The following is a 21587-nucleotide window of genomic DNA, read 5'->3' on the forward strand; positions in this document are numbered from 1 at the left end:
GGTCCAAATCTTCCACCTAAATATTGAGCGAGAAATTCTTTAGCGATCGCTTCTACTACCTTAATAAAATTACAGCTAACCGCAGATCAAGTACTCAACGCTGGAGAAAGCAATGCGGATTATGCCAGTGTCCCAGATTACTGAAACAGGTTTTAGTAAAAATTGTTTGGGCTGGTTATAACAGAACTGTATAGAAATTGCTTGTAAACCCTAAGTGCAATACTTACACTTAGGTATTCATGCTTACAAACAGTTTTTTCAACCAGTTCACCCTCATCTTTTCTCCAAAGAGAAGCAATCAGATGGTAAAAGAAACGACATATCTGGAGTTTTCAGATACTAAGTCGCACAAGTTCTATGAAGTGACAATTAGTGATGTAGAAGTAACTGTACGCTACGGCCGAATTGGGGATAAAGGCAAAACGACTGTCACGTTGTATGATACTGCCAAAGAAGCGGAAGCAGAAGTTACTAAGCTCGTTAATTCTAAGCTCAAGAAGGGCTATGAGCGTGCAGAAATGGGTAACCGCGTTAAGCAACCGATTTCTAGAGGCGATCGCCGCATCGCTGGGCTAAATCATCTCCGGCGCACTAGTTGGCAACCCATCATTAAACCTACTATTGATACTCCATTAGCATCTAAGTATCTTGGTAAACCTTGGTTCAGTCCTGGTGCAACTCATCCTATCTGTTATGACTGTGGAAAGCCCCTAAAGTATCATTTTCAGCTAAATCTGCAAGAACTCCCTGAAAGCTTAGAAGGCAAGTTTGGGACTGGGCTATTTCAACTGTTTACTTGTTGGGATTGCTTCAAACACTTCCCTCAAATTGTGAAGCTTGATGAACTAAGTCAGCCAACACCATCACAGCCAGAAATTAGTACAGATGATGCCGCCAATTTAAGTAAATGGGCAGCCGATGTCATTAAAACCAATGGCTTTGATGAATTTAATGGTCGCTATATGCTGCAAATTATGGGATGGCAACCCTTTGATGACTACCCTTTTCCTGAAGACGCAGAAGAAACCTATGGCACTGAATACAGTGAATATGAAGATCTGCTGGTCTTCCATGTTACTCAGGAAGATTTTGACTACTATGATGAAGACGACCCAGACAGACCAACGCAAACAGATATTCAATTAGCTTGGAATAGAAAAGCAGATAAGCTTTCGGGGTGGGGCTACTGGGGACAACACGTCGAGTATAAATACTGTCACATCTGCGCTCAACCTATGCAGTTTTTCTACCAATTAGGTATGGGTATTGAGTACGAAGGCAATAGGGGATTGGAATATTCGGTTGATGATGTTGTGCTGCTGTTTCAGTGTGCCGAGCATAAAGATGAATTTAACGTCCATGACAGCGCATTTTAAGTAGAAGGCAGAAGGCAGAAGGCAGGCGGCAGAAGGCAGGATAGCGCAGCGTTAGCGAATCCGCGAGCGTTGGCAGAGGTCAGGAGGCTCTAAGGGAAGGAAGTTTTTTCATGCGTTCTGGTGTACGCAGTTCATGATAGTTACTTAAGAGATAAAGAACTATGCATTTAGGTCTAATAGCTGTATTGCTTGTGCTATTTTTGGGGCCATCTTTATGGATCGGCTATCAAGCATGGGCGAAAGTGGGCTGGGCGTGGATGTTGCTGTTGCTACCGATCGCCTGGTTAACTGGCGCGATATTCGGGGCGATCGCTGCAATGTATCTTGTTGGGGTACTTGAGTGGCTAAGTAATCTCAACACACCACCTGCTGGGGCAGGGTCGATGGGTGGCGTGGCATGGCTTGGTATATGGTTGGTTGCAGCATTGATAATTAGTCCGTTTTGTGCGGCTATCTTTACCTGGCTGGCTGCAAAGTTCTTCCTGAACGCATAAGGAGACAGTGTGACTGAAAACTTGTCATCGTCAGAAACAGAACTTATTATCTCTCAGACTCAAAATCAATGGCGGGATGTCAGCGGTACTCCCCTAGATTTGGAACAAGCAACAATCGCAATTCGAGCATTGTATAAGTTTGCGGGACTGGCGCAACCAGAGATTCGCTTTTTTGAGAGTCCAGCAGCAGCTAGGGAGCAGGTTGAGCAAGAACATATGCAATCTGACTGTCTGCTACCTGAGTTATGGGATGTGTTACGAGATGACTTATGGCGATCGCTATATAACAGCTTAGGAAGTTTACAAAATCAATTAACCCATAGCTTGAGAAATCCTCTGTCTCAGGCATTGGAAGGCTCGTTTCAAACCTTAATGTTGAATGCATTGTCTGAGGTTTTGGAAGATTTCGTTGCAGAGTGTTTGTTACCAGAATGGGGTATCTGTTGGGCTGCGCCCGCATTTCTCACAAACAATAAAAAATCAATTTACATGACCTGATATAAGACATTTTTTTGATACATCATGAATTCAAATTTATGTGGTGTAAAAATTAAGTATAAGCCAGTACTTATGAAGCTAGAATAATCACTATATTTATCTTTATACTGAAAACAAAATGCTTTGTTCAGAAAAATAAGCATTTTTTTTACCAGACTTAGATCAAACCAAGTCCAAAGTATTATTAATTATGAGAAATTCAATACAATTTGAGTTTATATTAAGCAGTATTCGGGAGCATTTTTAAGCATCTGTAAGCAGCAGCAAAAATATGTTTGGAAGGACTTGAGCTACTAATCGCAATTAAAATTCGCCGTGCGCTGACAGTAATCAGCGCTCCGAGTTTTAATAATTTGGTACGAATAGTTCCGACTTGAGCGGTTTCTAATTCCGTCTTTGCTAAACATTGTGACCGCAATGCATTCATCAAAACGTAAGCTATAGAAGAGAACCATAAACGTAATTGATTCCCCGCGAATGTGTGGGTACTGGTTCTATCACTAAAAAGTTCCAGTTGTTGTTCCTTAAAGCGATTTTCCATCTCACCTCTCGGACAATATTTCTGGGTATAAAGTTCACCTGGAGCTATCTTATTCGTAGGAATTGAAGTGACAATAAAACGAATATTAGTCCCCTTTACTCCATACTCAACCTTACAAACAACACGACGACTACGACTCCAAGATTCACGGGTTTGATAGTCTAACGACTTATACCAAATTGAGTTATCAATCAAGTCAGAACCAAGAGACGGAAGTTGTTCATCTGCCTTAAATACAGTTTCTAAAAATGAAACTACTGTTGATAATTTCTGCTCATACTCAAGCGAGGCTCTATTTTTAGTCGTGGTAGTCATCTACCTCGACGACTATTTTGCGCCAATCCAAAAACGTAGTCAACCCCAGTCTGTGACTCACACCATGTCATGATATCGTCTCTGGAATAGGCACTATCTGCTCGTACTAAAATTTCGACATTCTGCCATTGTTGACGTATTTGTTTAATGACCCTCTGCAATTCTTCTAACGCCCCAAATGCTGGGTCTACATTAGAAGGACGTAGTTTGGCTGCCAATAAATGTTTACCACAAAAAATATAAAGTGGAGCGTAACAGTATCCTGCGTAATAAGTATTGAAGAAAACTTGCTCCTGATTACCATGTACTAAATCATCAGTTACATCCAAGTCTAAAATAATTTTTCGTGGTTCTTTGTCGTAAGATTCTAGAAATATTTTCACAAATAGACTTTCAATTTCTGATGAACAATGTCCAATTTTATGGTAACGGCTATCTGCTCCTTGTTCTACATCTTCAGGACAATGTTCCAGCCGATTTAATGTACTTTTCCCGGCCAATTTTGCTGGCTCATTCTCTAATCCAATTCTTTTTTTTAATGCTAAAGCAAACATCGGATCATGACGTAACTCTTCATGGTCGTTTAAATCTTCATATCCCATGATTAACCCGTATATCCGTTGTGCAATTAAGCTTTTTATTGGATGCAACATTCGGTTTGCTTGACGGTAATCTTGGAAACATCCTGCTAATCGTGATGTTATTTGCAGTTTTCGGTCTAGTTCCGCAATTAAGCTTAACCCCGCATCAGATGTTACCTGTCCCCCGTTGAAATTAACTACGACTGGGGGTGATTTTGGCTGTTCAAATCTGAACTGTTTTGGGAGCGATCGCGAAGCTTGTTGGGTCATGCTTTATAACTGCTGAAATACTTACCATATATACATTCTAACAATTTATTACACCATTTTTCTCAGAGTTTGTGAGAAATCCGGGTGCGGTGTTTGAAGCAGCGCATCGGCTAGGAGTGACGCTGCAACAAGAGCGATACAGTTTGTTTTGCAGCTATATGCGACACGTTGGTTGGATGTTTCCCTATGAAGGCATGGCGATCGCTATTCACCGTCCTCAAATTAGCTGGAGTAGTACAGGGCGAATTCATGCCGAAGGAATTCCTGCAATTCATTTTGTTGATGACTTCAACATTTACGTTTATCAAGGAGTCTTACTGAGTGAAAAGTATGGCAGAGTACATCCACGCAACTGGCAATCTGAGTGGCTGCTAACAGAACGGAATGCTGAATTGCGCCGCATATTGATTCAAGGCATTGGTTACGATCGCATTTCTCAAGAGTTGCAAGCCAAAGAATGCGATCGCTGGCAAGAGTACACGTTAATGCAAGTTGAGTCTGAGGTTGATGTCGAACCTATACACTTGTTGAAAATGACTTGCCCCAGTACTGGCTTTATCCATGTGTTGCGCGTACCACCACAGATTACTTCTGCCCGCGAGGCAATTTGCTGGGTCAATTGGGGCGTTGACCCCACTGAGTTTCTTGCTCAAAGTTAATTGTATTTCAGGTTGAATGTTGACGGTCAACAGTCAACCTAAAACCCCATACCTTTTTACGGGTGGGATGAGCTTAATTAACTATTCCTGAATGACCTGGAATCTCTGTCAAAGGTTCAAATCTGCCGCCTAAATATTTAGCGAGAAATTCTTCAGCGATCGCAAAAAAATGCAACCGATTTTCTGGTCTGGCAAAACCATGTCCTTCATCAGGATAAAGTACATATTTCACTGGTAAACCAGCTTGTTGCATTGCGTTGACAATTTGGTCGCTTTCTGCTTGTTTGACTCGCGGATCGTTTGCACCTTGACCGATGAGTAAAGGTTTTTGAATTTTGTCAGCGAAAAATAAAGGCGATCGCGATTTCAAAAACTCTTCTTCTGTTTCTAAATTACCAACACGGTGATAAAACATTGCCTTGAGTGGTTCCCAATAAGGCGGTATAGTTTGGATTAAAGTAATCAAGTTACTAGGGCCGACAATATCCACACCAGCAGCAAAAATTTCTGGTGTAAAAGTCAACCCCACCAAGGTCGCATAACCGCCATAAGAACCGCCCATAATTGCAATCTTTTGCGGGTCAGAAATACCTTTTTCCACTAGCCAATTAACACCATCAATCAAATCATCGTGCATTGTGCCAGCCCATTCCCGGTTTCCGGCATTCAAGAATGCTTTACCATAACCAGTGGAACCCCGATAATTGACTTGCAAAACAGCGTAACCACGGTTAGCTAGCCATTGCGCCTCCGGATCTAAACCCCAGGTATCGCGCACCCAAGGGCCGCCGTGAACCAGCAGTACTGTTGGTAAATTTTGGCTAGGTATTCCCACAGGGGTTGTGAGGTAACCGTGGATAGTCAAACCATCCCGCGCCTCGTAGGAAATCGGTTGCATTGAAGCTAACTGCAACCCTTCGAGTTTGGGTTGATTGCTAAAGAGGAAAGTGCTAGTTTTTGATTCTCGGTTATAGGCATAGTAATAAACTGGACCATCGTCTGTGTTATAAGCTAATAGCCAGTTTTTATCTTCCAAATCGCGGCTAATTAAAGAAAACTCCCCAGAACGTACCTTGGCAATTTCTTCAAAATCAGCGGCGATACTTTCGTCAATTACCTGCCACTCCTGTTTATCTTTGTAGAAAGAAACTGCTTGGATAACTCGTGTTACAGGCTGAATGACTATCCCCATAACATCATACTGCTCATCTTGGGCGATCGCTGTTTCTTCACGGGTATCTAAGTCAACAGCTAGCAGACGTTGGGCGTTAGCATCGTGACTGCCTTCAATATAAAGTGTTTTGCCATCAGCCGAGAAGCTAACAGAATTCCCTTGTTCTTCTAGTCCCCAGTGACGGAGAACATCCCACTCTTTATCCGTGGTTTCCCGTAATAACAAATCGTAACCACCATCAGGAGTACTAGCTATTGCTGCACGTACTTGGAAATCAGCATCCGCTGTCCAACTGATAATATTACCTGGATTGTCAGTGTCGAATTCTACTGCACCATTTTTTAAGTCGATCCGGTAAACATCGAACTTTTGCGGATTGTTTAAGTTCAAACCTACCAGTACTTGGTCTGGAAATTTAGGGTCTATATCTACAAAGCCTACTTTTACACCCTGAAATGGTGTTAAATCGCGGACAATCTTTGACTCAATATTAACTAAGTAGAGGTGAAAGTTTTCATCACCGTCTGAGTCCTGCATGTAAATCAACTCATTGGTGTTATAAGTCCAAAAGAAAACGCGAATACCGCGTTTTTTGTCGGCAGTTAGTATTCGATCGTCTTCTTGTCCCACAGTACGCAGCCATACCTGCAAGACATTTTTGTCATCAGGGGCGATATATGCCAAATATTTGCCATCAGGCGAGAGTCTTGGGCTAGTTTTTTCGGGATTTCCAAAGAGAATTTCACGCGGAATCAGCGGTGGCAGTGAGGTTGCTGTTGCAGATGACATATTTTATCCTCTACTTGAGTGAATAATTCGTAATTAATTTATTCAGGTTTCATGCCTCTAAATAAATTTAGAGAAAAAGACAAATATTTTTCCTAGTTTCGAGGAAACGGATTTATCAGTGAGGTAGCAATTACGAATTATGCTAACTACCCCATTGTTACTTGCTGCTGAAAATGACAATTCATCCTATTGGGTGAAACTAGCAGGGAAATAAAAGAGGCAAACAAAGACGGAAAAATGATTTGTATCTTTAATTTAGATGAGTTGTTTTTAAGGTGGGCATTATAATGTCCAGTCTAGCGTAGTCGTTTACTAGTGAATGAGTCTTTAATACTCGCGAACGAGTCTTTGATACTCGGCGACGAGTCTTTAATACTCGCGAACGAGTCTTTGATACTCGTCAACGAGTCTTTGATACTCGTCAACGAGTCTTTGATACTCGTCAACGAGTCTTTGATACTCGGCGACGAGTCTTTAATACTCGGCGACGAGTCTTTAATACTCGGCGACGAGTCTTTGATACTCGGCGACGAGTCTTTGATACTCGGCGACGAGTCTTTAATACTCGGCGACGAGTCTTTAATACTCGGCGACGAGTCTTTAATACTCGTCAACGAGTCTTTAATACTCGGCGACGAGTCTTTGATACTCAAAAATACGCAATACTCCCAAAGTAGAGAGGTTGCATTGCAATATCTGTACAAACACGAAATTTCTGACAAGTGTCATTAACCCAAGTGTATTGGGAAATATTCCGACAGGTGACACCAAACTAAGGTTAGCGACAATTATCACAATGTCCGCAACGCCAGCTGGCTGCTTCTTTGCCAAAACCAAAGGCGTTTAACAAAAACTGCCAACGACACTGTTTGCTTGTGAGATATTGTTGCATTTGTTTGGCGGCGTGTAATTGCGTCGCTGACTGATGTTTCGCTTTTTCCTCAATGGTATAGTGAAAAGGGTCAAGCCAGTTTAGCTGACCGTTGCTATGGAGTAAAGCTAAGGCTGTAGCAGCTTCGGGAAATTGTCGAGTTACTTGGTTCACTTCTCCCTGCTTTGGTAATTTTTTCACAAGTTGCTGCGCTATTTGTTGTTGCGATCGCATTTGTTGTTCAAAAAACTGCTGTCTTTGCTTATCTTCAGGATCTAACCACCCCGTAGGTTCACTCACCAGGGTTAACGCTTCGGCTGGTTTTCCATCTCTTCCAGCGCGGCCGATTTCTTGCACATATTCTGAAAGCAAATGTGGCGGCTGAAAATGGACAACCCACCTAACATTACTTTTATTAATCCCCATTCCAAACGCACAGGTGCAAACCACAAAGGGCATTTTTCCACTTAGCCAGCTAGCTTCCACTGCACGGCGTTCTGTTGCACCTAATCCTGCATGATAACTCGCTGTGGCATAACCCATGTCTGCTAACCATTGAGCTAAATCTTCACTATCTCGCCGAGTGCGAACATAAACTAAGCCTGATTGTTGCGGTCTGTTTTGAATAAACTTTAATAATTGTTGTTTTCTACCTCGTGGCGTCCAAGCAATGCGAACGCTGGGATGCAAATTAGAACGGTAGGGATTCAATCGAAAAATCTCTGGTTGCTGTAATTGTAAAACTGTTTGAATAATTTTTTGCGCTAGGGGGTCAGCAGTAGCGGTAAAAGCTGCAATGCAGATTTTCGTTCCTGGTGGTTTTGATTTTAGCAACGCCGGACGTACCGCCCCTAATCTGCGGTAAGCTGGGCGAAAAGTATCACCCCACTGCACTAAACAATGGGCTTCATCCAAAATCAAACCATTAATTTGCAATTGCGGCTGAGATAATCTTTCCCACACTGGCGCACTCAACAAAGTTTCTGGCGATAAATACAGTAATCTTAGCTGCTGGCGTTCCAAAGCTTGCAGAGTTGCACGGCGTTGAGATGAAGGTAATTCACTATGCAAAAGTGCTGCCTTTTGGTGGTTTTCTCGTAGTTCCTGTACTTGATTTTCCATCAACGCCACTAAGGGCGAAACAACCAAAGTTAACCCTGTTTGTAGTAGTGCGGGAAGTTGAAAACAAATTGACTTACCTCCACCTGTGGGCATAATAATCAGCGCATCTTTTTGTGCTAACAAACTGCTGACAATTTCTCCCTGTGGCGGTCGAAAATCTTCATAACCCCAAATTTTTTTAAAAGCAGCGAGAACTTCTTGCCAAGATTTTGTGGTTGGCTGATTCATAATCAATATATGCACCCATATCTTTGAACACTGAATATAGCTTTTGCTTTGCAGCTAATGGTTCAGTAGTTTCATCATCTGAATATTGCAACCTACAGGCAATAGGCAATAGGCAATAGGCAATAGGTTGTTTTTACGAATGATTTAAGATTGTTATATAATTAATTATTAAGTTTGCAAGTATTAAATCATAATATGAACGAAGAGTTAAAACATAGATTTTATATCAATACCGATAAGTCTAAATTAGATATTGAAATGATTCATAATTTTTTACAAACTTCTTATTGGGCTGAAAATATCCCGTTAGCGATTGTAGAAAAGTCAATCAAAAATTCTTTATGTTTTGGGTTGTATGAAGGCGAACAACAAGTTGGCTTTGCAAGAGTCATTACTGATTATGCGACTTCTGCGTTATTAAAAGATGTTTTTATTTTGCAGCCTTACCGAGGACAGGGTTTAGGCAAATGGTTTGTAGAATATATTTTACAATATCCAGAATTACAAGATGTTCAAAGGTGGATGTTAGGCACAAGAGATGCTCATGGACTTTATCGGCGTTATGGGTTTAAAAATTTGACTGAGCCGGAAAGAATCATGATACGTTTCAATCCTAATGTATAAGCCGGGAAACTTGTCCAACCCACTACCTAGCTAACCTAATATCTGATGGATTATTTTAGCTTTGGTACACGGCTAGTAGCTCATTGCATTAGTTATGAGTAATATTAGATTCAATACTCCTTAGAGCTTAAGGCAACTGTATTGAAACTAAATAAGTAAGCTATACTGAGACAACAAAATATACACCCTAAGATTGAATTTTATGATTCCTTCTTATTTAACTCAAAGATTGAATGACCTTGAAGATAATATTTATAAAGATTTTCAATTGCTCAAAAGATACGAGGATGCTCTAAGGTTAGAACGTAGTCCGGTTCTTCAATTAAACTACGAAAAAAATATTGAGGATTTGAAATCCTCTGCTATTAAACATAAACAGGAAGCTGATGAGGTGCGTGAACAAATAGTACGAGTATCAGGAAAATTAGCTTTTGAAGAACAAAATAGCATCAATAACCGATTAGATGATATTTCTGAAAATATTAAAATCTTACAGAAAGGGCAAACAGACATTCTGAATCGGCTAGAGCAATGTAGAGAAGCATTGCTAGCATACTATGATACTACTCAACGGACAATAGTTTCTAGCATAATTCAACAGTTAAATCAAAACCAAGTATACATGGCGCAAATTCTAGTTGAGGAATTGGAGGAGCAATCTCTCCTCAAAATGCAGCAAATACTAGCTTTATTAAAGGATAAATTTCCGGCTGTTTCCTTGTCTCAAACAACCTTAAGTCAGGAAGTAATTCAAAACCAAAGAATTGATATTAAGGATAAATTAATGCTAACAATACCGTTTATTCCAGGTATTATTGGATATGACGGTGAATTTGAATTTAGAAGTAGCAGTAATGAAAAAAATGCTTGGGATTGGGTAATGTTAAAAGTAGGGCGATCGTAACTAATGAATAAACAGCAGGATCGAGAATATGGGTTGATGCACAGCCTAATTGAAGAATTAGATCGTCCGCCATCGCACATACAACAAAGATTAAGGGATATAGAAGATAATATTCATAAAGACCAAGAACTACTTAAACGATGTGAAGATGCTAGACGAACGGAGCGACTGCCTCATCTACTGACAGAGTATGAAAATCAAATTCAGGAAATTAAACAAAGAGTTCAAAATTATAAAGAAGAAAGATTAATACTTCAGCAACAAATTGAAGCAAACAAGAATATACCTTATAAGCTCACACAAATTACACCAAACTTTGTAGGTAAAAAAGGCTCTTTAGAATCCCTTAGCAAAATGCTGAGAAAATACCCAGGTTGGTGTAGAATTGCTGGACTATATGGCTCCCCTGGTTCTGGAAAGTCTGCACTGGCTTGTTTTTTTGCTCAACACTATCAGCAAGAACTTTTTCCAGAGGGAGTGATTGCAATTGACTTAAGACTTTACAACGATTACAAAGGTCGAGATAAATTGAATGAAATTGCCAAAGCTTTTATCGCAGAATGTCCTAATGTTCAATTTACTTTAAGCGAGCAACGTAATGTTGTTCGTATGATGCGAGACATATTTAGAGAACGCCGAATGTTACTCATATTTGACAATGCAGAAAACACAGAAATTAAAGATTTATTTCCTGACGGAAATCAATGTGCAATTATAGTAACAACTCGTGAGCGAGAACTACTCAATTCAATTATTCCTCAGCCGTGGAGAGGTATCTTACCTCGAATTGAGGAATTCTCTGAAGAGGAAGCTATTCAATTTTTCAAGCAGCTTTTAGAAGAAGATTTATCAGATGATGAACCTATCAAAAAAGTTGTTAAGTTACTGAATAATTTACCATTAGCTCTAGAGATTGCTGGTAGACAACTCAACGCAAGATTTGTACGTTATCGCGATAGTAATGCAGTGTTACTAACTCAAGATATAAAAATAAACTTATTAATTGAATATGCAGATTTACTCGCTCAGGAGCAAGCTAAACTAATTGAAAAGTTACGAATTCGTGTTTCAGGAGTCCATTATCTTGATATTCGCTCTTCATTTTCTTTGAGCTTGCGATTCTTAACCACCGAAGAAGTCAACTTTTTAGTAGGACTAAGCGTTTGTCAACATGAAGAATTTTCACCGTATGAAGCACAAGCAGCAATTGGTTGTGACCAAGAAATAACAGGGAATTATTTGGAATACTTGGAACAGCTTTCATTGATTAAAACTTCATCAAGAAGACGTAATTATTATGTTTTTCAACCACTAATTCACAAATTTACTCAAGATATTGCAAGATATCCTAATTTGTATGAATTAAATATTGAACCTACTATTATTGAATCTTCTAAAAAAAGATATTTACAATTTTTAACCCAGTTAAAAAAATATAAACATCTTAGCACTCATAGCAGTCAGAGCAATATAGAAACGAATTTTGAGTCTTTTCTGGAAGCTGCTGAGTGGTTTCTCAAATATAAAATCCCAGAATATAAGCTTATTGATGCTCTTTTACCGTATTTTGAAAAACGTGGCTATTGGAAACGAGCCGTAAAGCTTATAGAAGGATTCCAGATATTAGCAAGATTTTTGAAGCACGATAAAATTGCTGTTAATCTTTTGATGCAGCAGGCAAAATATTTGAGCCTTGATGGCGACCATAAAACTGCTCAAAATATACTACAGCTTGCTGAGAATCTTTTAGATGATGTTGATGATTTAGATTTTCGTAATCATGCTAAGGCAAAAATTTTTCAAATTTTGGGAGTGTCATTGCACAGACAAGGTGAATTTCATAATGCAGAGCAGAAGTTTTTAGACAGTATCCACCTTAAAGAAGAATTAAATGATTTATTGGGATTAGGTATTACATATAATAGCTTGGGGGTTTTACAGATTGAACAAAAAAGGTGGGATGATGGTATAGCTAATATTAGCCGTAGTGTTGAAATTGGTAAGCGTTTAAACAATAAAGCGCACTTAGCAAAAGCATTAACTACTTTGGGTGGAGTTTTTTATCAACAACAGAAATACTCTGACTCAGAGAATATCTTCAAAGAAAGTTTAAATCTTGAAAAAGAAAGGAAAAATCGAAAAGGTGAGGGGATGGTATTAAACAGCTTGGCAGAAGTTCAAATAAAATTAAACAATATAGAAGAAGGAAAACAAAATTTTCAACTTAGTTTGAGTATTAAAGAAGAAGTTGGAGATGTTAAAGGAAAAGCAATTCAACTCCATAGCTTTGGCAGATTGTTATTACAGCAAAATCAATTTAATTTAGCTTTGAAGTATTTAAAAGACAGTATAAGTATCTTTGAGGAAACTTTGCATGATGAACGAAGTTCTGCCATAGTTCATACTACTCTTGGTAAGGCTTTTTTGAAACAAAAGCGCCTTGATGATGCAATTAAAGAACTAGGTAGAGGCTTTGAAATTGAAGAAAAAATTAGAAACCAAAGAGGGATTGAAATTGTACTTCCAGTTTTAATTGAGACTTTGATTAAACTTGGGCGACGTAAAGATGCATTAAGCTACTGTCATCGTGCTATTGCTATTAGTGAAGTAAATCGATGCTTTTTACACTTATGTTCTTAGTATACAAGTTTTGTTGGAGGGGGGTTTGCCCCCAGAGCAAAGGCATCTAAATCAAAATTAGGAATGATTCTAATTTTAGGAATGGAAGGGACAACCACCACTCGTTAATTTTTGCAGAAAAACATTATTATCAAAATAATGTTCTAAAGACTCAATTTTCAAATCATCAGTGACACGAGCAATACTAACTCCTACTATTTCTACTGTTTCGCCAGTAGGTGCATAGTTTTTATAGGAACCACTAAATGTTCCCCAATGTCGCCATTTAAAGGTGACACTAGGTGGCCCCGAAAGCACTTCTGTTAATTCCCAAAGAAAGCCATTAGGAAAAGCTGTGTGAAAAAGTTCAAATGAAGATTCAAAGGTTTCAGATTTGGAGCTATACTGCTCTGTTTCACCAATAAATAAGTTATAAGTTCCTTGTTCTGCAACTTCTTGGGCAGTATATTGTTCTCCACCATTGCTACTCATTTTAAATTTATCAGTAACAATGGAAAGCCATTGTTGGGGATTAGATTTATGAGAAGCTTCCATTTCAAAAGTGCGGACTAAATTTTGAGCGATCGCTTCTAAAGAACCTTCGGGATGATGAAATTTTCTCTCTTGATGAAGAACTTCATTGGTGCCTGAATAATCTGGACGTTTTCCTTCCCGCCACTGTACTTCTTCATCATGAGCAATGACTATCTCTCTATCTTGTACCCAAAGTGGCAATTCTGTCGTTTTCTCGCTAACCATACAATTTGATTGATAATAAACATCGCTTTTAAGAATAAAATTTTCTCGATATTAAACAAATCAGAAAATATATAAATTAAAAAATATTCATAATAGCTAGTAATTCAGGATACATAAAATAACTAGGGTAGCACAGCTAACTGTGCTACCCTATTTACGCTTTTCAATTAACTGCAAATTAAAACACAAGTGTTTTTACACTTTCTGTGCAGATACACCTTCTGGTTTTTGTTGAGTTTGCAATGCTGCATACAACCTATTTAGGGCATTTACATAAGCTTGCGCTGATGCCACGATGATATCTGTGTTCGCTGCATGACCAGAAAACACTCTGGATTCATAACGCAAACGAATTGTTACTTCCCCAATAGCGTCAATACCTGCTGTTACTGACTGCACAGAAAACTCTATCAATTCGTTGGGCACGTTTACTACACGGTTGATTGCTTTGTAGACTGCATCCACTGGCCCAGTACCGATCGCTGCATCGGTTAATTCTTGCCCTTCTGGGGTACGCAGAGTAACTGTAGCGGTGGGACGGGCGTTGCTACCACAGGAAACTTGCACCAGTTCTACACGGAACAAATCTGGCGCTTGTTGGATTTCATCGTTAACGATCGCTTCTAAGTCGCGATCGGATATTTCTTTCTTTTTATCTGCAACTTCTTTGAATCTGACGAATGCTTTATTTAATTCGCTATCCGACAATTCAAAACCCAATTCTTTTAACCGGGTACGAAAAGCATTTCTGCCTGAATGTTTGCCCAAAACTATTTGATTGTCTGTTAAGCCAATCAATTGGGCATCCATAATTTCGTAGGTGAGTTTATTTTTTAATACGCCATCTTGGTGAATGCCTGATTCATGGGCGAAGGCATTTGTCCCAACGATCGCTTTATTTGGTTGCACTAGCATTCCTGTCAAATTAGAAACTAGGCGTGAAGTTCTGTAAATTTCACGGGTGTCAATATTTGTCAGGGATTCTTGAGATTCTTCTGGTCTTCCCAAATAAGGATTAAAATATTGTCGCCGCACATGCAACGCCATCACTAATTCTTCTAGTGATGCATTTCCAGCGCGTTCGCCAATGCCATTAATCGTGCATTCTAGTTGGCGTGCGCCATTTTTTACGGCTTCTAAAAAGTTAGCAACTGCTAAGCCTAAATCGTTATGACCGTGAACTGAAATAATCGCTTGGTCGATGTTGGGGACATTTTCTTTAATGCCTTTAATAATCGCTCCAAATTCACTGGGGGTGATGTAACCAACTGTATCGGGGATATTAATTGTTGTTGCACCAGCGGCGATGGTAGCTTCTAAAACTTGATACAGAAATTCCGGATCGGAACGAGCTGCATCCATTGGCGAAAATTCCACATCTGCCATGAAGGATTTAGCATAAGCTACCATGTCTTGGGCGATCGCTAAAACTTCTGCCCGTGACTTCCGCAACTGATATTCTAAATGAATATCTGAAGTCGAAATAAATGTGTGAATTCTACCTTTAGCTGCTGGTTTTAATGCTTGGGCAGCAGCTTCAATATCCGCCTTAATTGCCCTTGCCAAACTGCAAATTACAGGCCCATTTTCTGTTCCTACAATTTCTGCAATCTTGCTAACGGCTTCAAAATCTCCCGGACTGGCGAAGGCAAACCCCGCCTCAATTATATCCACGCCCAGCCTTGCCAATTGCTTGGCAATGACTAATTTTTCGTCTATATTCAGGGTTGCTCCCGGACACTGCTCTCCATCTCGCAATGTGGTATCAAAAATCAGGATTTTATCAGTTTTAGTTGTCATTTGCACTTTCTTGTTTAGTTTTTAGTTATCGAGCAAAATATCTTCAAACTTAATTTTTACTTTTACCTTTGTAAATAATTGTTAAATCTATTAGCCATCGGTTTTTTCTATTTGATCTCTGATATCATTTAAATCTATATATCTATCCGTAGCATTCCGTAGTTCTCTAGCAATCATTCCTTCTGTTGATACTACTGTAATATGTGTATTTTTGGAACGTAATAGTTCTATTGCTCTTTCAAAATCACCATCACCACTAAATAATACCACTCGATCGTACTGGTCTACTGTATTGAACATATCGACAACAATTTCAATATCTAAATTAGCTTTTTGTGAGTAACGACCAGAAGTATCATCATAGTATTCTTTAAGAATTTTAGTTCTAACTGTATATCCCAGACTAATTAGAGCATCTCTAAAACCTCGTTGATCTTGTGGGTCTTTTAAGCCAGTGTACCAGAATGCATTAATTAATGTTGTTTCTGACTGCTCGTGTTTAAAGTATTCTAAGACTCGTCGCGGGTCAAAAAACCACCCATTTTTTTGTTGAGCATAGAACATATTGTTTCCGTCTACAAAAATAGACAGACGATTCATTGGAGAACCCATACAAATTTACACCTAATAATATAAATGAATTTAGATGGAACAATAGATTATAGCAATTTTCAAATGCCTTGTTTGCTAATATCTATAAAGTAGCTTTTCATCTATAGCTTTAATGCTACCTGTTTCAAAGCATAAAAACGGCTGCAACATTAGAGTTGAGAACTTGGGTGCTAAGCCTTATTCACCTCCGGTACTGCAAGAGCCACCCTGTAATCAAAATCTACCAATAAAATTGTCCCATTAACAGCATTCATAGCTGTATAACACTAAAGTTTACTCCTAAAGAGGTATGGCATAAGCTCAAGGGAGAATATAAGTTGATGCCTATCTATAAGTAAAGCTTTTAGTATCAGGACATACTTTCTAGAGAATATCAATAGTTCCGCTAAAGGCAGAAGACACACTTGTAACACTTTCTGGTAAAGCACCCAGTTGAGAGTATACCTGTTGGTTAGGTTGGAGTAAAATCTCACAGCAAACAAGTGTACAGGTAGAGTATATTAGTTCCGATCTGTGGGACAATCACTAGTTATAACTCACTCAACAGACAAGAAATAACTTAGGCAGTGCCTGAGAAATAATCTCTTGGGGGCTAACTTTGCTAAGCGAAGTTTCTTGAAGAATAGAAGATACTTTACAAATGTATAAGATTAACATTTTAAGTCTTATTTCAATGTGCTTGTAGTAAGAAGGTGGTCTGAATAAATAAAAATGTTGGACTTAAATCAATCAGTAACACGATATGGCAGAAGAATCTACATCTACCTTAACCAAAAACTCTGTCTCTGCTGCCAACAGATTACCCAGTAAACCGACGAAAGTTACATCTACAGCAGCGGCACGACAGTCTAGGTGGATAGTTCGCTTAGGTCATGTACTGGCTGGGACTTGGGCAATAGGCGCAGCATTACTAACTGCTTCTGGTTGGGATTTAGTTCAATTGATGGAGAATCAGGTACTTTCTCACTTTTTTCAAGTACGCGGGTCGATTGTTCCTCCAGAAGACATCGTAATTTTAGCAATAGACGATCAGTCAATATCAGTTCCAGAACAGTACTATAAAACAGATCCGCAACAGTATGCCTACCTAGAAACACTGAAATCCTTTCCTTATAAACGTGCTGCTTATGCCCAGGTAATTCAAAAATTAATGAAAGCAGGTGTTCGTTCTGTAGGGTTAGGTCTTGTTTTTGATACACCGAGTAGTTATGGGCCTAATGACGATCGCCAACTGCAAGCAGCACTGAAAAAATATGGTAGCAAAGTTGCTTTAGCAGCCCTCTACGAAAATTTCGAGACGCACCAAGGGTCGTTTACCCAACTGACACCGCCACAACAGATGTTTCACACAGGGTCAGTGTCCATTGGTTCAGTTAATTTCCCTGTGGAGGTAGATGGTAAAGTTCATCGATTGGCTAGTGAATTTCCCAAATTATTAGATGAAGAAAATTTATTTACAAATAAGCTACCTTCCTTTGATGAAGCAGTGCTGAGGGCAGCACAAATAAATTATCCGCGACCAAAAGGCGATCGCATTTATTTTTGGGGGCCTGCGGGAACATTTGAACAAATACCCTTTTGGCACGTACTCGATCCAGAAAATTGGAACACTTATTTGCAGCAGGGAAAAGTATTTAAAAATAAGATTGTTTTGATTGGTTCAACAGATAAGTTAAACAATGATTATTATCCAGTAGCAGCTAGTAAGAGTCCCGAACCGATGTCGGGGGTAGAAATTCACGCCAATGCGATCGCAACTTTAATGACAGGTAAAGCTATCAACGAAGAAATTCAAACTCCGCCATTACGTGGTTTGTTTGTGTTAGTTTTAGTAGGCACTTCAGCATTAATTATCAGTAGAAATAAGCATAGTCTGAATCGATTTCTCTATAGTCTAGTTTTATCTGGTACTTGGCTAGGAATTAGCTATGGGTTATTTGTCCACGATGGGTTGATTTTCCCTACTAGCGTACCAATGGTGGCGATCGCTTTTTGCGGACTGAGTTACCTGGGAACCTCAGTGGTTAGAGAAAACATTAGAAAACGCCAATTAGTAGACATATTTCAGAAATATAAAACTTCTCCCGTTGTTCAAGAAATTATCAGCCAACAAGACGACCTGCAAGACCTAATTGAACAACGAGATTTAGCTTTATCAGGTAAAATGTTGGCTCTACGCTACAGAATTGTGAAAGTTCTTGGTGCAGGGGGATTTAGTGAAACTTACATTGCTGAAGATACCCAACGTCCTGGTAACCCGCGATGTGTTGTCAAGCAACTAAAACCAAGCAACACCAAACCAGGAGGATTGCAACTTGCCAGACGTTTATTTAATTCCGAAGCACAAACACTAGAAAAATTGGGAACTCATCCTCAAATTCCCCAACTTTTGGCGTATTTTGAAGAAGATGAAGAATTTTATTTAGTACAAGAATACATACTTGGTCATCCTCTGGGCCACGAATTGCCACCAGGCAGAGCAATTGAAGAAATAGCAGTCATCAAAATCATCAAAGACTTATTGCAAACATTAACATTTGTTCATGAAAACAACGTGATTCACCGGGATATTAAACCTAGCAATATCATCCGGCGACACTCAGACGGAAAACTCGTACTAATTGACTTTGGCGCAGTTAAAGAAGTCGCCGCCACACAGCTAGAGACTCAAGAGCAAACTGCCTTCACCATCGGTATTGGGACTCAAGGTTACGCACCAACCGAGCAATGTTTCGGCCGTCCACAATACAGTAGTGATATCTATGCAGTGGGTATGCTTGGGATTAAAGCCTTGACTGGTATCACACCGCGCGAGTTAGAGAGAGATGCCCAAGGACAGGTAAAATGGAGCGATCGAGTGCACGTGAGTCAGCCTTTAGCTCAAATTCTCAATAAAATGGTGCAGGATGACTTCAGAGAGCGATATCAGTCTGCATTGGAGGCTCTGAGAGCTATCGAAGTTATTGCTTCTGGCGATTTGCTCAATCCCCAAAGCGGATACCCCATGCTACAACATGACTCATCGATGAGTACTTTAGACGAATTAAACGTTACTACAAAATCTTACCCAGCAAGCTCGTCAGAAACAACTTGAAGGAATTTTAGATTTTAGATTTTAGATTGAAAGATAAACGTAGGTTGCGCGATCGCAAGATTCTGTCGGTTAACAAGTCAAACCCAACCTACGTAATTTTACTCAATTTTACATCGATTTTAATTTAACGAAAAGAATTCTTCTCCTGCCGTGGGATGAATGCCTATTGTTTCATCTAGATCCTGCTTAGTAATGCCTTTGCGAATTGCAACACCAAGACTTTGAATGATATCTGCTGCATTTTCACCCACCATATGAGCGCCCAAAACTTCCTCAGAATCACCATTTACTACTAACTTGATGCTTGCCTGCTTATCTTTTTCAGTTAGCTGATAGAACAGTGGTTGAAATTCACTGTAGTAGCATTTTACAGACTCACCAAATTTTTCCCGTGCCTTGGCCTCAGTCATGCCCACACTAGCCGCTTCTGGACGACAAAAAACAGCAGAGGGAACATAATCATAATTTAGTTTTTGTGGCTTGTTGCCAAAAACTGTATTGGCAAAGGCAATACCTTCTGCCTTAGCCACAGGAGACAATTGGATGCGGCTGGTACAGTCACCGACAGCAAAGATATTTTCTTGGTTGGTGCGGCTTTCTTCATCTACTTTGATTGCACCATGTTCGCCAAGTTCAACATGGGCATTTTCCAAACCTAAATTTTTAGTATTTGGGGTGTAACCTGCGGCAACTAGAATAGTATCTGCTGCGACTATTTCTCGGCTTTGACTATTAATAGTTAACAACAAACACTCTTCTGAATATTTGATTTTTTGAACGGTAGTGTTAGTGAATAACTTAATTGGGCGTTTACTCAAAGCTTGTTGCACATTAGAGCGAATGTCATCATCAAACCCCGATAAAATCATCTTCTCTTTTTCAATTAGCGTCACCTGACAGCCAAAAGCGTGCATCATGCTGGCAAATTCTACACCAATGTAGCCACCGCCAATGATTGCCAAACGTTTCGGCAGATAGGGCAGCTGAAACATTTCGCGGGATGTGATGGCGTATTCTATACCTGGAATATTGGGTTTAAGGGGTTGGCCACCCACAGCAATTAAAATTTTGTCTGCTGTAACTTTGCGTTCGCCAACACTGATAGTATGGGCATCGATAAAACTGGCACGTTCAGGAATTATTTCAATTCCAGCTTTCTGCAATTGCTGAAAATAGGATTCGTTAATGCTGTCAACATGCTTGTATACAGATTTAATAAATAATGTCCAGTCAAAGTATGTTGGACAATCACTCCACCCATAACTGTATGCCATTTTATTGTGCAGCGCGAAGTCAGCAGCACAAACAATCAGTTTTTTAGGAACGCAGCCACGATTTACACAAGTTCCACCAAGGGCTTCGCGTTCGGCAATGGCAACACGCACGCCGTAACTAGCTGCTTTTTTAGCTGCTGCCAATCCCCCAGGCCCAGCACCAATGACAAACAAATCATAATCAAATGTCATAAAAATCTGTTCCTTTTCAACTTTTTGGAAAGCAGAGCTATTTAATCCCTTATAGTTATTCAGACAAAACTTGATCTACTGTCTTTGGGTGGACAAATCGATACTGAAACACGCTAATATGTAGCAGATTGCCGCTTGAACTGCAATTACTACAAAAATAACAGCGATCGCCCCATTATTGCTAAGTTACATGACATTTTGTTGTGGAACAGACAACATACTCATTCTACAAGAGGTCGATGTTGGCGATCGCTTTTCCCTGGGCGTAGTCTATCCCCTCCACAATAAATAACAGCCTCATCTTCAGAATGATTTTCAAAAAATGCTATTTATTACTCAAATTACGCATAACCCATTCTGGCTAAAACTTGCTAATTCTTAATAAAGATTTTTGTATCGTAGCAATAAGTATATATTTATACAGCTAAGGCATGATAAAGGCGATCGCTTAATCTTAGAAAGAAGAATGCGATCGCATTCTTAGGCAACGACTTTTACCTTATTCCGGAATTTGTATTGGGTTGAGGCTGTAAACTCGCCATTTATTTTTTCCAAGATGTAAAAAAACCAAAATTGAGGAACGCCAAGGATGGGGTCTACTCCTGATTTTGTACAACTCTTTGCGTGAAATGCCGAAGTGATGTTCCAGGCGATCGGTTGACCATTCATAGCTTTCAACTATTGGAAAAGCTGGCTGCCAACCGTGCAAAGTTTTTTTAAGTAACTCAAGTTGAATTGCTTCTTGCTGTAAGTTATTGTGACTCATATCAAATTTTCGTTGAACTTATGGA

At 39.5% G+C, this 21587-nt stretch carries 16 protein-coding genes and 1 pseudogene; 9 read left to right on the plus strand and 8 right to left on the minus strand.

All coding sequences use genetic code 11. The features are described from left to right. Positions 1-302: 302 nt before the first annotated feature. The 3 genes from H6H03_RS13950 (at position 303) to H6H03_RS13960 (ending at position 2368) form a co-directional block, all read left to right on the plus strand. Complete coding sequence (locus H6H03_RS13950; RefSeq protein WP_190955688.1) at positions 303-1376, plus strand: WGR domain-containing protein; 1074 nt, start codon at positions 303-305, stop codon at positions 1374-1376. 161 nt (positions 1377-1537) lie between these two features. After that, the gene (locus tag H6H03_RS13955; RefSeq protein ID WP_190955689.1) at positions 1538-1870 is read left to right on the plus strand and encodes a hypothetical protein; all 333 of its coding nucleotides are present in this window, start codon (positions 1538-1540) and stop codon (positions 1868-1870) included. Positions 1871-1879: 9 nt separating this feature from the next. Continuing rightward, entirely contained in the window at positions 1880-2368 is a 489-nt protein-coding gene (locus tag H6H03_RS13960) for a hypothetical protein (RefSeq protein ID WP_190955690.1), read from the plus strand. A 220-nt stretch (positions 2369-2588) separates the two neighbouring features. Here the strand turns inward: H6H03_RS13960 and H6H03_RS42015 are convergent. Further along, positions 2589-4075, minus strand: a pseudogene (locus H6H03_RS42015) (IS1380 family transposase). Between the two features lie 71 nt (positions 4076-4146). Between H6H03_RS42015 and H6H03_RS13970 the strand changes: the two are divergent. After that, positions 4147-4734 carry a DUF6745 domain-containing protein gene (locus H6H03_RS13970; protein WP_190955691.1) on the plus strand — a complete coding sequence of 196 codons (588 nt, stop codon included), beginning with the start codon at positions 4147-4149 and terminating at the stop codon, positions 4732-4734. A gap of 73 nt (positions 4735-4807) precedes the next feature. Here H6H03_RS13970 and H6H03_RS13975 read toward each other — a convergent pair whose 3' ends face one another. Further along, positions 4808-6697: a S9 family peptidase gene (locus H6H03_RS13975; protein WP_190955692.1), complete on the minus strand. Its 1890-nt coding sequence runs from the start codon at positions 6695-6697 to the stop codon at positions 4808-4810. Between the two features lie 315 nt (positions 6698-7012). On the opposite strand from H6H03_RS13975, the gene H6H03_RS13980 reads away from it, so the two are divergent. Next, positions 7013-7429 carry a hypothetical protein gene (locus tag H6H03_RS13980; protein WP_313931842.1) on the plus strand — a complete coding sequence of 139 codons (417 nt, stop codon included), beginning with the start codon at positions 7013-7015 and terminating at the stop codon, positions 7427-7429. A 46-nt stretch (positions 7430-7475) separates the two neighbouring features. On the opposite strand, the gene H6H03_RS13985 is transcribed toward H6H03_RS13980, so the two are convergent. Continuing rightward, positions 7476-8918, minus strand: coding sequence for a RecQ family ATP-dependent DNA helicase (locus H6H03_RS13985; protein WP_190955693.1), 1443 nt, complete (start codon positions 8916-8918; stop codon positions 7476-7478). Between the two features lie 195 nt (positions 8919-9113). Here H6H03_RS13985 and H6H03_RS13990 point away from each other — a divergent pair, with 195 nt between their 5' ends. The 3 genes from H6H03_RS13990 to H6H03_RS14000 all read left to right on the plus strand — a co-directional run bounded on the left by H6H03_RS13990 (position 9114) and on the right by H6H03_RS14000 (position 13086). Further along, positions 9114-9542 carry a GNAT family N-acetyltransferase gene (locus H6H03_RS13990; RefSeq protein WP_190955694.1) on the plus strand — a complete coding sequence of 143 codons (429 nt, stop codon included), beginning with the start codon at positions 9114-9116 and terminating at the stop codon, positions 9540-9542. A gap of 202 nt (positions 9543-9744) precedes the next feature. Further along, on the plus strand, positions 9745-10446 hold the full coding sequence (locus H6H03_RS13995) for a hypothetical protein (protein ID WP_190955695.1): 702 nt from the start codon (positions 9745-9747) through the stop codon (positions 10444-10446). A 3-nt stretch (positions 10447-10449) separates the two neighbouring features. Further along, on the plus strand, positions 10450-13086 hold the full coding sequence (locus H6H03_RS14000; protein WP_190955696.1) for a tetratricopeptide repeat protein: 2637 nt from the start codon (positions 10450-10452) through the stop codon (positions 13084-13086). Positions 13087-13161: 75 nt separating this feature from the next. On the opposite strand, the gene H6H03_RS14005 is transcribed toward H6H03_RS14000, so the two are convergent. The 3 genes from H6H03_RS14005 to H6H03_RS14015 form a co-directional block, all read right to left on the minus strand. Then, positions 13162-13824: a SnoaL-like polyketide cyclase gene (locus H6H03_RS14005; protein ID WP_190955697.1), complete on the minus strand. Its 663-nt coding sequence runs from the start codon at positions 13822-13824 to the stop codon at positions 13162-13164. A 195-nt stretch (positions 13825-14019) separates the two neighbouring features. Next, the gene (locus tag H6H03_RS14010) at positions 14020-15624 is read right to left on the minus strand and encodes a 2-isopropylmalate synthase (protein WP_190955698.1); all 1605 of its coding nucleotides are present in this window, start codon (positions 15622-15624) and stop codon (positions 14020-14022) included. Positions 15625-15714: 90 nt separating this feature from the next. Beyond that, positions 15715-16236: a LabA-like NYN domain-containing protein gene (locus H6H03_RS14015; protein WP_096535107.1), complete on the minus strand. Its 522-nt coding sequence runs from the start codon at positions 16234-16236 to the stop codon at positions 15715-15717. Between the two features lie 742 nt (positions 16237-16978). Between H6H03_RS14015 and H6H03_RS14020 the strand changes: the two genes are divergently transcribed. Further along, positions 16979-19330 (plus strand): CHASE2 domain-containing serine/threonine-protein kinase, encoded by a 2352-nt coding sequence (locus H6H03_RS14020; RefSeq protein WP_190955699.1) that lies wholly within the window; start codon positions 16979-16981, stop codon positions 19328-19330. Between the two features lie 119 nt (positions 19331-19449). Here H6H03_RS14020 and gorA read toward each other — a convergent pair whose 3' ends face one another. Together gorA and H6H03_RS14030 are read right to left on the minus strand one after the other, a co-directional pair. Beyond that, positions 19450-20796 (minus strand): glutathione-disulfide reductase, encoded by a 1347-nt coding sequence (gene gorA, locus H6H03_RS14025; protein ID WP_190955700.1) that lies wholly within the window; start codon positions 20794-20796, stop codon positions 19450-19452. 499 nt (positions 20797-21295) lie between these two features. Beyond that, positions 21296-21562, minus strand: a complete 267-nt coding sequence (locus H6H03_RS14030) for a hypothetical protein (RefSeq protein WP_190955701.1) — start codon at positions 21560-21562, stop codon at positions 21296-21298. Positions 21563-21587: the final 25 nt, after the last annotated feature.

The sequence above is a fragment of the Nostoc paludosum FACHB-159 genome (assembly GCF_014698835.1).
GTDB lineage: Bacteria > Cyanobacteriota > Cyanobacteriia > Cyanobacteriales > Nostocaceae > Nostoc > Nostoc paludosum.